The organism is Pantoea sp. Ep11b (assembly GCF_040783975.1).
Taxonomy (GTDB): Bacteria; Pseudomonadota; Gammaproteobacteria; order Enterobacterales; family Enterobacteriaceae; genus Pantoea.
Genome location: NZ_CP160631.1, coordinates 3588704 through 3602128, shown reverse-complemented (window position 1 = coordinate 3602128; position 13425 = coordinate 3588704). Strand labels below are relative to the sequence as shown.

The window sequence follows — 13425 nt, the reverse complement described above, 5'->3', positions numbered from 1 at the left end:
TCAGGAGAAAGGGCCAATGAGCAATGTGCCAAATACGTTGAAGTACCGTGACAGCCACGAGTGGGTACGTAAAGAAGCTGACGGCAGTTACACCGTAGGCATCACGGAACATGCGCAGGAGTTACTGGGCGACATGGTGTTCGTCGACCTGCCGGAAGTGGGCGCGACCTTTGCCGCAGGTGAAGAGTGCGCCGTTGCCGAGTCCGTTAAGGCCGCCTCAGATATTTATGCGCCGATCAGCGGTGAAGTGGTCGCGGTTAACGACGCGCTGACCGACTCACCTGAGCAGGTCAACAGCGAGCCGTATGACGGCGGCTGGTTATTTAAAATCAAAGCCAGCGACGAGTCTGAAATCGACGCGCTGCTGGATGCAGATGCCTATAAAGCGTCTATCGACGAGTAGTCGTCAGGCGGCCTCGCCGTGAGGCCGCAGATTTCTGTTTGACCTCCGGTTCCCCCAGCCCGATTCAGGATTTACTGCTAATGACCCAGACTCTCAGCCAGCTTGAACACAACGGTGCCTTCATCGAGCGCCATATTGGTCCTTCACCTGAGCAGCAGGCGCTAATGCTCGAAGCCATTGGCGCCCGTTCGCTGGAGGCGCTGATCGGTACGATTGTGCCGGCAGACATTCAGCTGCCAGGCCCGCCCGCGGTGGGCGATGCCGTCACGGAACAGCAGGCGCTGGCGGAACTGAAAGCGATTGCCAGCCAGAACCTGCGCTACAAATCCTGGATTGGGATGGGATACAGCGCGGTGATCACCCCGCCGGTGATCCTGCGTAACATGCTGGAGAATCCAGGCTGGTATACGGCCTATACCCCTTATCAGCCCGAAGTTTCCCAGGGCCGTCTGGAAGCGTTGCTGAACTTCCAGCAGCTGACGCTGGACCTCACCGGCATGGATATCGCCTCAGCTTCTCTGCTGGATGAAGCGACCGCCGCCGCAGAAGCGATGGCGATGGCAAAGCGCGTCAGCAAGCTCAAAAACGCCAACAAATTCTTTATCGCCGATGATATTCATCCGCAGACGCTGGATGTGGTCCGCACCCGTGCGGAGACCTTTGGCTTTGAGCTGATCGTCGATCGCGCAGAAAAGGCGGTTGAGCATGAGGACCTGTTTGGTGTGCTGCTGCAACAGGTGGGCACCACCGGTGACGCGCACGATTACAGCGCGCTGATCGGCGACCTGAAAGCGCGCAAAGTGGTGGTGAGCATGGCGGCGGACTTTATGTCGCTGGTTTTACTGGAGGCACCAGGCAGGCAGGGCGCAGACATCGTCTTTGGTTCAGCCCAGCGTTTTGGCGTGCCAATGGGCTACGGCGGCCCGCACGCAGCCTTCTTCGCCAGCCGCGACGAGCATAAGCGTTCTATGCCTGGCCGTATCATCGGGGTGTCACGCGATGCCGCAGGCCACACTGCGCTGCGTATGGCGATGCAGACCCGCGAACAGCATATCCGTCGTGAAAAGGCTAACTCCAACATCTGTACTTCACAGGTGTTGCTCGCCAACATCGCCGGTCTCTATGCGGTGTTTCATGGCCCGGCGGGTCTGAAACGCATCGCCTCACGCATTCACCGCTTCACCAGCATTCTGGCTGCCGGGCTGCAGCAGGGCGGCCTGAAACTGCGCCATCAGCACTGGTTCGACACGCTGACGGTTGAGGTGGCAGATAAAGCCGCTGTGCTGAATCGCGCGCTGAGCTTTGGCGTAAACCTGCGCAGCGACATTCACAATGCGGTCGGCATCACGCTGGATGAAACCACCAGCCGCGACGATATTCTGGCGCTGTTCGCTATTCTGCTGGGCGATGATCACGGTCAGAATCTGGACGTGCTCGACAGTGACGTCGCCCGTGCAGGCCACGCTATTCCGGCGGGGCTGCAGCGTCAGAGTGAGATCCTGACCCATCCGGTATTCAATCGTCATCACAGCGAAACCGAGATGATGCGCTACATGCACAGCCTGGAGAAAAAGGATCTGGCGCTGAACCAGGCGTTGATCCCGCTCGGCTCCTGCACCATGAAGCTCAACGCCGCCGCCGAGATGATCCCGATCACCTGGCCGGAATTTGCGGAGCTGCATCCGTTCTGCCCGGCTGAGCAGGCCACCGGCTACCTGCAGATGATCGGCCAGCTTTCTCAGTGGCTGGTACAGCTCACCGGCTATGATGCGCTCTGTATGCAGCCTAACTCCGGCGCGCAGGGCGAATATGCCGGACTGCTGGCAATCCGTCGTTACCACGAAAGCCGTGGCGAGGGCGATCGCCACCTCTGTCTGATCCCGGGTTCGGCGCACGGCACCAATCCGGCTTCCGCGCAGATGGCGGGCATGGACGTGGTGGTGGTGGCCTGTGATAAGCAGGGCAACATCGACCTGAACGATCTGCGTGAAAAAGCGGCGCAGGCGGGCGATAAGCTCTCCTGCATTATGGTGACGTACCCGTCTACGCACGGCGTCTATGAAGAGACGATCCGTGAAGTGTGCCAGATTGTGCATCAGCATGGCGGTCAGGTTTATCTGGATGGCGCGAACATGAACGCGCAGGTCGGCATCACCACGCCGGGCTACATCGGCGCGGACGTCTCGCACCTGAACCTGCATAAAACCTTCTGCATCCCGCATGGCGGCGGTGGTCCGGGCATGGGGCCAATTGGTGTGAAAGCGCACCTTGCGCCTTTTGTACCGGGACATAGCGTCATGCAGATCGACGATATCCTGACGCAGCAGGGGGCGGTCTCCGCAGCGCCGTTTGGCAGCGCCTCCATTCTGCCAATCAGCTGGATGTACATCCGTATGATGGGCGCAGAGGGGTTAAAACAGGCCAGTTCGGTGGCAATTCTGAACGCCAACTACATCGCCAGCCGCCTGAAATCCGCCTATCCGGTGCTCTATACCGGGCGTGACGGGCGCGTGGCGCACGAATGTATTCTCGACATCCGTCCGCTGAAAGAGCAGACCGGCATCAGTGAGCTGGATATTGCGAAGCGCCTGATCGATTACGGCTTCCATGCACCGACCATGTCGTTCCCGGTCGCTGGCACCCTGATGGTCGAGCCGACAGAGTCAGAGAGCAAAATCGAACTGGATCGCTTTATCGACGCGATGCTGGCTATCCGTATGGAGATCGATCGGGTGGCCGCTGGGGAGTGGCCGCTGGACGACAACCCGCTGGTAAATGCCCCGCATACCCAGCTGGAAATCGTCAGTGAGTGGTCGCACCCTTACAGCCGTGAACTGGCGGTCTTCCCGGCAGGCAGCCACAACAAATACTGGCCGACGGTAAAACGTCTGGATGATGTCTTTGGTGACCGTAACCTGTTCTGCTCCTGTGTGCCGATGAGCGACTATCAGTAGAGCAAATAGTAATAACCCCTAAAGGGCCGATTCATCGGCCCTTTTTTTTCGGAGAAGCAGCATGAAACTGGCACTGGTGACAGGCGGCAGTCGGGGCATCGGACGTGCCACGGCGCGGTTACTGGCCGCACGGGGATACCGGGTTGCGGTGAACTATCGTCAGCGTGAAGAGGAAGCCCGGCAGGTGGTGGCGCAGATCCGGCAGCAGGGAGGTAACGCCTTTGCGATCCGGGCAGACATCAGCGATGAAGCAGAGGTGATGGCCCTGTTTGCGCAGCTCGACCAGCAGCCGGAACCGCTGACGTTACTGGTCAACAACGCCGGGATTCTGTTTCAGCAGTGCCGGACCGAAGAGCTGGATGCGGCGCGTCTGCAGAAGGTCTTTGCCACGAACGTTATCGGAACCTTTCTCTGCTGCCGCGAGGCGGTAAAGCGGATGGGGACCCATCATGGCGGGCAGGGCGGGGCCATCGTTAATGTCTCATCGGCCGCGTCCCGCCTCGGTGCGCCGGGCGAATATGTTGATTACGCCGCCTCAAAAGGGGCAATGGATACGCTGACGCGCGGATTGTCACTGGAAGTGGCGCAGCAGGGGATTCGGGTGAACGGCGTTCGTCCGGGATTTATTTACACAGAGATGCATGCCGATGGCGGCGAGGCAGGCAGAGTGGAGCGGCTCGCCAGCGCGATCCCGATGGGACGCGGCGGTGAAGCTGAAGAGGTGGCGGAAGCGATCGTCTGGCTGGCCAGTGAGGCGGCCTCTTACGTCACCGGCAGCATCATTGACGCTGCCGGCGGCCGTTAATCCGCGCAGCCCGGCGGCGGGGGATTAGAGGTTTTCGCCGTTACTGGCGATAACCTGCTGATACCAGCCGAAGCTCTTCTTCTTCGCACGGGAAAAATCGCCACTACCGTCATCGTTTTTATTCACATGAATAAAGCCGTAACGCTTGTCGTACTGACCGGTGGTGAAAGAGACACAGTCCAGACAGCCCCACGGCGTGTAACCCATCAGGTCGACGCCATCCCAGGTCACGGCTTTCTTCATCTCTTCGATATGCGCACGCAGATAGTCGATGCGATAGTCATCTTCAATCACGCCCCCGGCGTTGGGCTTATCGATAGCGCCAAAACCATTCTCCACGATGAACAGCGGCTTCTGATAGCGCTCATAGAGGTCGTTCAGGACATAGCGCAGGCCCACCGGGTCGATCTGCCAGCCCCAGTCTGAGGCTTTTACATGCGGGTTCTTCACAACACCCTCAAAGCCGGTGATAGGGTCATCAACACCGCTGGCATCGGTCTTCACTGCGTTACTCATGTAGTAGCTGAAGCCCACATAGTCTGCACATCCTTCGCGCAGTGTGCTGGCATCGTCAGCTTCCATCTGAATCTCATACCCTTTGCGCGCCCACTCTTTCAGGGTGTAGGCCGGGTAGGCGCCGCGCATCTGCACATCACTGAAGACATAACGCTGGTGCATCGCTTCCTGAGCCAGCACCACATCGTCCGGATGACAGGAGAAGGGGTAGACCGGCACCATGGCGATCATGCAACCAATCTTAAATTCAGGGTTGATGGCGTGGCCGAGCTTCACTACCCGGGCGCTGGCCACAAACTGGTGGTGCATCACCTGATACATCGCCTGTTCCGGCTTCTCATGCTCGGTGAAGATCACGCCTGAACAGCAGTAGCCAAACAGCGGATACTGCCAGTTGCGCTGGTTGTTGATCTCATTAAAGGTCATCCAGTATTTCACTTTGTGCTTATAGCGGTTAAGCACCACTTCGCTGAAGCGCACAAAGAAATCGACCACTTTGCGGTTGTACCAGCCGCCATACTCTTTCACCAGGTGATAGGGCATCTCGAAGTGCGAAAGGGTGATGACCGGTTCAATGCCATACTTCAGCAGTTCATCGAACAGGTCGTCATAAAACTGCAGGCCGGCTTCGTTGGGCTGCTGCTCATCGCCGTTGGGGAAGATGCGGGTCCAGGCGATGGAGGTGCGGAAACATCTGAAGCCCATCTCGGCAAACAGCGCGACATCCTGCTTGTAGTGGGAGTAAAACTCCACGCCCTGATGGTTTGGATAGAAGTGGCCGGGCTGCACGCCATCGGTGATCACCCGATCCACACCATGTGAACCGCCGGTCAGGACGTCAGCAATGCTCACGCCTTTGCCACCCTGATCCCAGCCGCCTTCGACCTGATGCGCGGCAACGGCGCCGCCCCAGAGAAAGCCCTTTGGTAACTGCAATTCTGCACTCATGCGCGACTCCATTCCGGATAGTGAAATTGAGCTGAGTGTAGCAAGGCAATAAAGAAAGTCACGATATAACACCGGGCCGGATAGTGCGTTTGTTACATCTGAAAAACAGGCTGTTTTATTTTTTCAGCTGGCGACCAATCGCTTCGATAATATAGGTGACCGGCACCTGAGTCGTGATATCGCAGTGATCCGCGGTGCGGATAATGGGGACATGATAGCAGAGTGAAAAATCTGCCAGCTTTGCCAGCGAACAGCTTTCCGTATTGGTAATGGCCACGATTTTGCACTTATTCTGGCTGAACTGGCTGGCAATGCGCAGGATCTCTGCGGTTTCACCGGACACCGACAGCATAATCGCCATCGCATTTTCATAGAGATCTGCTGTCACCGGATAATAGGGATCATCAATTGCGTGGCTGAATTTTCCGAGATTAGAAAAGAAACGCGCACCATATTTCGCCAGGCTGCCAGAGGTGCCGACACCAATAAAGAAAACCTGCTCCGCCTTATTAATTTTCCGGGCAACCTGCGCAATCAGTTCTTCAAATTCGGGATTATTAATGCTTTTAAAAAAGCTCAGCATATCGCTGACGCCCGCCGTGTTGAGCAGCGGCGGGCTCTTCTCGTCTAAGCGCAGGCGGATACGGAACTCTGACCAGCCTTCACAGCCCATTCTGCGGCAGAAACGCAGCACGGTGGTGGTGGACACCCCCGTCTGCTCAGCCAGTTCGCGAATCGTCATATAGCTGACGCTTTCACGGTGCTTAATGATGAACTGATAGACCTGCATTTCCAGATCGTTAAGGCGGGCGAGATCGCGATGCGAAAACATGAATGACTCGTTGAACAGTTGACCGGCGGCTAGTTTATCAGATTTGGCGTGCGGTTTAGCGGCAGAGAATCACATCAGAAATTTTTAGCGTACAGCTGTACACTGAAAAATTTGTTGGTTACGCTGGAAGGCGTGACCTCGCGCTAATGTTGTTCAGGATAGGGAAATGACCACGACGCTCTCTCATAAAACCCGGTCTGCTGCGGGCGACTGGTTCGCAGAAGAAATCGCCAACAGTATCAGTCACGGTCTCGGCTGCCTTTTCGGCATCGTCGGACTGCTGCTGATGCTGCATCAGGCCGCTGAAAGGCAGGCGGATACGCTGACGTTTATCAGTTACAGCCTCTATGGCGGCAGTATGATCCTGCTGTTTCTGGCGTCGACGCTCTACCATGCGATCCCCAATGGCCCGGTCAGGCCCTGGCTGAAAAAGCTGGATCACTGCGCCATCTATCTGCTGATCGCCGGTACCTATACGCCGTTTCTGCTGGTCGGTCTGCGGACGCCGCTGGCCTACGGATTGATGGCCGTCATCTGGCTGCTGGCGCTGGCAGGCGTGCTGTTCAAGCTCACGATAGCCGAGCGTTTTAAGGCGCTCTCGCTGGTGACCTATCTCTGCATGGGGTGGCTGTCGCTGATTGTGGTTTATCAGCTGGCGATGATCCTGCCGGCGGGCTGCGTCTGGCTGCTGGCGGCGGGCGGGATAGTCTACTCGCTCGGGGTGATTTTCTATGTGGCGCGGCGTATTCCCTATAATCACGCGATCTGGCATGGATTTGTGCTGGGAGGCAGTCTCTGCCATTTCTGCGCCATCTACTTCTATGTACGCTGACCCAGCCCTGTTCCGCTGAGCCGGGCTGGCCCCTCCACAGAGTGGAAGGACCTGCGGGCGAAATCAGCCCTCATCCAGCGAATAGGGCAGCGGCTGAATGGTCAGGTGGCCGCCCTCATCACCTTCGACCCGCAGCACGCTATCCGGCTCCAGATCGTTGTTAAGCACCACCTGAACCCAGCTGGTGCCGTCATCTAACTGCACCGCAGCCAGTACGCTGCCGGTACGACGCCAGCGATCGCCCATCTGAAGCTCCAGTGAGCCATTCGCCTCGGGAAGATGGCTCGCCTGACCCGCCAGCCAGTAAAGTGCGCGCTTATTGGCACCGCGATATTTGGCCCGGGCCACCATCTCCTGACCGGCATAGCAGCCCTTTTTAAAGCTGATGGCATCCAGCGCCTGCAGGTTAGTGGCCTGCGGAATGAACTGCACGCTGGTCGCGGGCTCGATCACCGGGATCCCCGCTTCAATATCCAGCGCCAGCCACTGCTGACTGTCATTGAACTGCGCATCGTCGTTGAGCTTCTGCTTCAGCGTCTCCGCCACGGCCTGCGAGGTGACAATCAGAAAACGTTCTGCCGGGTGCGCGAACCAGAGCAGCGTAGTCTCTCCCTGCTGCACCACCGGTTTTTCGCTGTCGGGCAGGCTGTCAAACAGAGTGGTCAGCGCGGCGCGCGCCTGAAAACCGGCCACGCCCAGCACGACTGACTCATCGTCGGCGACCATTGTCACTTTCGAAAAGACAGCATATTTCTTTAATTCGGTCAGCTGGGTGTCGCGCAGTGCACGGCGGATCAGATAGGCATAGCCCTCACCGCGATGGAACAGGCGCAGGCTGCTCCACATCTTGCCTTTGGCATCGCAGTGTGCGGCGGGCGCGTGGTGATCACTATCCAGTGCGGCGACATCCAGCGTCAGCTGACCCTGCAGGTAAGCGGTGCTATCGGCACCGGTGATGGAAACCAGTGCCCAGTTATCCAGTGACATCAGGGTTAATGGCAGACGGGACGACGCGGCAGGCTGGCGCGGCGGTAAAGTAAAAGTGGGCATGGAGATATCCTGTATAAGAAGGTTCATCCGGAACAGTTTCTTCAATGTTAAAAGAGCCGACTGGCAATGCAACCTGTTTACGGAAAACGGCGCACAAAAGGCGTGATAACCCTGAAAAGATCCGGCCTGAAATGTGGCAGGTTGCACAGCGTGCGACGCCGCGCCTGCGAGCCGTATTAAACCAGGTTACACTAGGCGCCACGTTGTGAACTGTGGAAACTGATGCATGGATATTAATGATAAATCACGTATTCAGTGGGCCTGCCGTCGCGGCATGCTGGAACTGGATGTGGCGATTATGCCGTTCTTCAAATTTGAGTATGACACGCTGAGCGACACCGATAAGCGGGTCTTTGTGGCCCTGCTGAAGAGTGACGATCCCGATCTGTTTAACTGGCTGATGAATCACGGTGAGCCAAAAGATCCTGAGCTTAAGCGGATGGTGAATCTGATCCAGCAGCGCAACCATGATCGCGGCCCCGTGGCAATGTGATCTGCGACCCTCCCGGCTGGCGTATGGATTGCTGTGCGCCTGGCTGGCAGCCGCCGTGACGGGCACAGGGCTGCTGACGCTGCCGGTCGGGGAGGGGCTTTTCAAAGGGGCGGTGATGCTGCTGTTGCTGGCGGAAGGCTGGCAAAGCTACCAGCGCCTGACGCAACGGCGCGGTGTGCTGCAGCGGGAAAGCGTGCACTGCTGGATCTGGCAGGGAAAACGCTTCCGGCCCGTACAGCCACTGCGCTGGTTGCCGATTGGCGTACTGCTGGTGGCGAAGAACGAGCAGGGTGAAGTCCTGCGCTGGTGGCTGATGCAGGACAGCATGCAGCCTGGTGAATGGCGGGCATTACGGGCCTGCTGCTTCAGCAAGGCGCAATACTAAAGGCCGTCTGGCGGACAAAAGGGTGACGATCTTTCACCGGCCTGCGTCCGGCAGGAGGGGCGCTACAGCAACGCGGCGGTTTCGGTCAGCACCTGTTCGCACCACTGCTCTACACGCTCATCAGTGATCTCAAACTGATTCACATCATCCAGCGCCAGACCCACAAACTGTGAACCATCGGCACTGAGCGGTTTTGGACTGGTGAACTCATAGCCTTCAAGCGGCCAGTAACCGACAAAACGCACGCCCATCGGCTTCAGCAGATCGTGCAGCATTCCGAGCGCATCTAAAAACCACTCGCCATAGCCAATCTGATCGCCCATGCCATATAGCGCGACGATCTTATTCTGCAGGTTCAGCGCGGGGAGCTGTGACCAGATCGCCTCCCAGTCCTCCTGCAGCTCACCGAAATCCCAGGTCGGGATGCCCATGATCAGCAAGTCGTACTGCTCCATCAGGCGCGGATCATCATCTTTCACGTTGTGCAGCGTCACTAACTCTTCGCCAATGAAATCGCGAATTTTCTCCGCTACGATTTCGGTGTAACAGGTACTGGAACCGTAAAAAAGACCGATTTTCATGCAGATAACACTCTGTAAATACTGACTCTGGCGCAATTGTACCAGAAGCACCGCTGAATCAGGCATAATGAGCATGATTTTACACCAGACGGCGGAGATAACGTGCAGGACAGCGAACTGACAGAACAGTTTCTCGATGCGCTCTGGATTGAACGCAATCTGGCGCAGAACACGCTCGCCTCCTATCGTCAGGATCTGCAGACGCTGACCGGCTGGCTGGCGCATCACGGGCTGACACTTCTCAGCGTGACGCCGCTGGATCTGCAGCAGTTTCTGGCCGAACGGCTGGAGGGCGGCTACAAGGCGACCAGCTCAGCGCGTCTGCTGAGCGCGATGCGTCGCCTGTTTCAGTATCTTTACCGCGAAAAGCTGCGCCCGGACGATCCCAGCGCGCTGCTTTCCGCGCCGAAACTGCCACAGCGGCTGCCGAAAGATCTCACTGAGGCGCAGGTTGAACGGCTGCTGCAGGCGCCCGATCCTAATATTCCGCTGGAGCTGCGTGACAAGGCGATGCTGGAGCTGCTCTACGCCACCGGACTGCGCGTTTCCGAACTGACCGGTCTGACGCTCAGCGATATCAGCCTGCGCCAGGGCGTCGTCCGCGTCATCGGTAAAGGGGATAAGGAGCGTCTGGTGCCTTTAGGTGAAGAAGCGGTTTACTGGCTGGAGCAATATATGGAACATGGTCGCCCGTGGCTGCTTAATGGCCAGACGCTGGACGTGATGTTTCCCAGCAACCGGGCGCAGCAGATGACGCGGCAGACCTTCTGGCACCGCATCAAGCATTACGCCACGCTGGCGGGCATCGACAGCGAAAAGTTATCGCCACATGTGATGCGCCATGCCTTTGCGACCCATCTGCTGAACCACGGTGCCGATCTGCGTGTCGTACAGATGCTGCTGGGACACAGCGATCTCTCCACCACCCAGATTTATACGCATGTTGCGACTGAGCGCCTGCGTCAGTTGCATCAACAACACCATCCGCGGGCCTGACCCGCGGCCATAAGGACAAAAATGAACAAGCATTTCGCGATGCTGGCCCTGTTAGCCAGCGCCTTTTCCGGTCTGGCCCATGCCGATGACAGCGCCATTCAGCAATCACTTAAAAAGCTCGGTCTGAACCAGACTGAAATCAGTCCGTCACCGCTGCCCGGTTTCAAAACCGTGCTCTCGGAAAGCGGTGTGCTCTACGTTACCGATGACGGCAAACATATGATCCAGGGGCCGCTCTACGATGTCAGCGGCAAACAGCCGGTCAACGTCACAAACCAGTTGCTGGACAAAAAGGTTGAGGCGCTGGTGCCGGAAATGATCGTGTATAAAGCGCCGAAAGAGCAGCATGTGATTACGGTCTTTACCGATATCACCTGTGGTTACTGCCACAAGCTGCACGAGCAGATGGCCGACTACAACGCGCTGGGCATTACCGTGCGCTACCTGGCGTTCCCGCGTGAAGGTCTGAACGGTCAGATTGAGCCGGCGATGAAGGCGATCTGGTGCAGTGCTGACCGCAACAAAGCGTTTGACGAGGCGATGAAAGGCAATGCGCCGAAGATGACCGCCCCGGACAGTTGCAAAATCGACATTGCGCAGCACTATAAACTGGGTGTGCTGTTCGGCATCCAGGGCACCCCGGCGATGCTCACGGACACTGGCATGATGATCCCGGGCTATCAGTCGCCGCAGGAGCTGAAGCAGGTGCTCGACAATCAGAAGCGTGGTGGTTAATCGGTGGTAAAACAGGATGTGGAACTCCGTCGCCGTGAGGTGACGGTCGACGATGCGCTACCGGCCACCCTGCCGCCGCTGCTGAAACGACTCTATCTGCAACGCGGCGTGCGTGACGCCGCCGAGCTGGAGCGTGGTGCCAGAAATCTGCTGCCGTTTCAGTCCCTGAGCGGGATTGATAACGCGGTGGCGCTGCTGCATGAGGCGCTGCTGGATGGGCGTCGTATTATGGTGGTGGGCGACTTCGATGCCGATGGCGCAACCAGCACCGCGCTGACAGTAATGGCGCTGCGCAGCATGGGCGGCAGCAATGTGCAGTATCTGGTGCCCAATCGTTTTGAAGATGGCTATGGCCTCAGCCCGGAAGTGGTTGAGCAGGCGCGCGCGCGCGGTGCCGCGATGATCCTGACGGTCGACAATGGCATCTCCTCTCACGCCGGAGTGGCGTGCGCGCATCAGTATGGCATTCCGGTTCTGATCACCGACCACCATCTGCCGGGCGAGACGCTGCCCGCCGCAGAGGCGATCGTCAATCCCAATCTGCCCGACTGCGACTTCCCCTCGCGCGCCCTCGCCGGTGTTGGCGTTGCGTTCTATCTGATGCTGGCCCTGCGCGCCCACTTACGCACGCAGGGCTGGTTTGGTGCCACCCGCGCGGAACCTAATCTGGCGGAGATGCTGGACCTGGTGGCGCTCGGCACGGTCGCCGATGTGGTGCCGCTCGACGTGAATAACCGCATCCTGGTGTGGCAGGGGCTCAGCCGGATTCGGGCCGGGAAATGCCGGCCAGGCATCCGTGCGCTGCTGGAGATTGCCAATCGCGATGCCCGCCAGTTAGCGGCCAGCGATCTGGGTTTTGCACTGGGACCCCGTCTCAACGCCGCAGGACGCCTGGACGACATGTCGGTGGGCGTGGCGCTGTTAATGACGGAGGATCTCAGCCAGGCACGGATGCTGGCCAGTGAGCTGGATGCGCTCAATCAGACCCGAAAAGAGATCGAGCAGGGTATGCAGAGCGAAGCGCTGGCGCTCTGTCAGGCGCTGGAGCGTGAACAGCGCGATCTGCCGCTGGGACTGGCTTTCTATCATCCTGAGTGGCATCAGGGCGTAGTGGGGATCCTTGCGTCACGCCTGAAAGAGCGTTTTCACCGCCCGGTGATCGCCTTTGCCCCAGCGGGCGATGGCACGCTGAAAGGTTCGGGCCGCTCAATTGCCGGTCTGCACCTGCGCGATGCCCTGGAACGTCTGGATACGCTCAACCCAGGGCTGATGCTGAAGTTTGGCGGTCACGCGATGGCTGCAGGCCTGTCGCTGGAGACTAAGCGCTACGAGGAGTTTCGTCAGCGCTTTGCCGATCTGGTGGGCGAGTGGCTGGATGGGGAATCCCTGCAGGGCATCATCTGGTCAGATGGCGCGCTGCAGCCGCAGGAGTTTTCGCTGCAGACGGCGGAGATGCTGCGCGAAGCCGGTCCCTGGGGCCAGGCTTTCCCGGAACCGGCGTTCGACGGCAAATTTAAGCTGCTGCAACAGCGGCTGGTAGGGGGGCGGCATCTGAAAGTAATGGTCGAGCCGCTGGATGGTGGGCCGCTGATCGACGGTATCGCCTTTAATGTTGATACCACGCTGTGGCCTGACAGCAGCGTTCGCCAGGTCGAACTGGCCTATAAACTGGATATCAATGAGTATCGCGGCAATCGCTCGGTGCAGCTGATCATCGATCATCTCTGGCCCCTGAGCTAAATCAGCCTGACGCGCGCGCCGCCAGACATCGCGGACCGCGCGTGGGGCCGATTACCCTTCCTTAGCCGCAGCGAATAACGAAATGGCGTCATAACCTGATGCCGGATGGGGCAGGTCACGCCGGCACGGCATCAGCCCGCTGTCTCAGCGCTACA

General features: G+C 58.4%; 13 protein-coding genes. 9 read left to right on the top strand and 4 right to left on the bottom strand.

The window, feature by feature from the left end; genetic code table 11:
• Positions 1–16: 16 nt before the first annotated feature.
• The 3 genes from gcvH to AB1748_RS16885 all read left to right on the top strand — a co-directional run bounded on the left by gcvH (position 17) and on the right by AB1748_RS16885 (position 4162).
• Positions 17–403: a glycine cleavage system protein GcvH gene (gene gcvH, locus AB1748_RS16895; protein ID WP_111142084.1), complete on the top strand. Its 387-nt coding sequence runs from the start codon at positions 17–19 to the stop codon at positions 401–403.
• A gap of 80 nt (positions 404–483) precedes the next feature.
• Positions 484–3357, top strand: a complete 2874-nt coding sequence (gcvP, locus tag AB1748_RS16890) for an aminomethyl-transferring glycine dehydrogenase (RefSeq protein WP_367395807.1) — start codon at positions 484–486, stop codon at positions 3355–3357.
• Positions 3358–3418: 61 nt separating this feature from the next.
• Positions 3419–4162: an SDR family oxidoreductase gene (locus AB1748_RS16885; protein ID WP_293770426.1), complete on the top strand. Its 744-nt coding sequence runs from the start codon at positions 3419–3421 to the stop codon at positions 4160–4162.
• A 24-nt stretch (positions 4163–4186) separates the two neighbouring features.
• On the opposite strand, the gene AB1748_RS16880 is transcribed toward AB1748_RS16885, so the two are convergent.
• Positions 4187–5626 (bottom strand): 6-phospho-beta-glucosidase, encoded by a 1440-nt coding sequence (locus tag AB1748_RS16880; RefSeq protein WP_293770424.1) that lies wholly within the window; start codon positions 5624–5626, stop codon positions 4187–4189.
• 115 nt (positions 5627–5741) lie between these two features.
• The gene (locus tag AB1748_RS16875) at positions 5742–6458 is read right to left on the bottom strand and encodes a MurR/RpiR family transcriptional regulator (protein ID WP_367395806.1); all 717 of its coding nucleotides are present in this window, start codon (positions 6456–6458) and stop codon (positions 5742–5744) included.
• Positions 6459–6624: 166 nt separating this feature from the next.
• Here AB1748_RS16875 and AB1748_RS16870 point away from each other — a divergent pair, with 166 nt between their 5' ends.
• Positions 6625–7290 carry a hemolysin III family protein gene (locus AB1748_RS16870; protein WP_111142226.1) on the top strand — a complete coding sequence of 222 codons (666 nt, stop codon included), beginning with the start codon at positions 6625–6627 and terminating at the stop codon, positions 7288–7290.
• 63 nt (positions 7291–7353) lie between these two features.
• On the opposite strand, the gene ygfZ is transcribed toward AB1748_RS16870, so the two are convergent.
• Entirely contained in the window at positions 7354–8340 is a 987-nt protein-coding gene (gene ygfZ / locus AB1748_RS16865; RefSeq protein WP_111142225.1) for a tRNA-modifying protein YgfZ, read from the bottom strand.
• 226 nt (positions 8341–8566) lie between these two features.
• On the opposite strand from ygfZ, the gene sdhE reads away from it, so the two are divergent.
• Both sdhE and AB1748_RS16855 read left to right on the top strand, forming a co-directional pair.
• Positions 8567–8833: an FAD assembly factor SdhE gene (sdhE, locus tag AB1748_RS16860; RefSeq protein ID WP_111142224.1), complete on the top strand. Its 267-nt coding sequence runs from the start codon at positions 8567–8569 to the stop codon at positions 8831–8833.
• Positions 8808–9218, top strand: coding sequence for a protein YgfX (locus tag AB1748_RS16855; RefSeq protein ID WP_111142223.1), 411 nt, complete (start codon positions 8808–8810; stop codon positions 9216–9218). Before sdhE ends, AB1748_RS16855 begins: the two co-directional genes overlap by 26 nt.
• 62 nt (positions 9219–9280) lie before the next feature.
• Here AB1748_RS16855 and fldB read toward each other — a convergent pair whose 3' ends face one another.
• Positions 9281–9799: a flavodoxin FldB gene (gene fldB, locus AB1748_RS16850; RefSeq protein WP_293770417.1), complete on the bottom strand. Its 519-nt coding sequence runs from the start codon at positions 9797–9799 to the stop codon at positions 9281–9283.
• 102 nt (positions 9800–9901) lie between these two features.
• Between fldB and xerD the strand changes: the two genes are divergently transcribed.
• Genes xerD through recJ form a run of 3 tightly spaced genes read left to right on the top strand, consistent with a single transcriptional unit; the run spans position 9902 to position 13270 of the window.
• Positions 9902–10795, top strand: coding sequence for a site-specific tyrosine recombinase XerD (gene xerD / locus AB1748_RS16845; RefSeq protein ID WP_293770415.1), 894 nt, complete (start codon positions 9902–9904; stop codon positions 10793–10795).
• 21 nt (positions 10796–10816) lie between these two features.
• Entirely contained in the window at positions 10817–11530 is a 714-nt protein-coding gene (gene dsbC / locus AB1748_RS16840) for a bifunctional protein-disulfide isomerase/oxidoreductase DsbC (RefSeq protein WP_367395805.1), read from the top strand.
• Between the two features lie 3 nt (positions 11531–11533).
• The gene (recJ, locus tag AB1748_RS16835; protein WP_367395804.1) at positions 11534–13270 is read left to right on the top strand and encodes a single-stranded-DNA-specific exonuclease RecJ; all 1737 of its coding nucleotides are present in this window, start codon (positions 11534–11536) and stop codon (positions 13268–13270) included.
• The last annotated feature ends 155 nt before the right edge of the window (positions 13271–13425 follow it).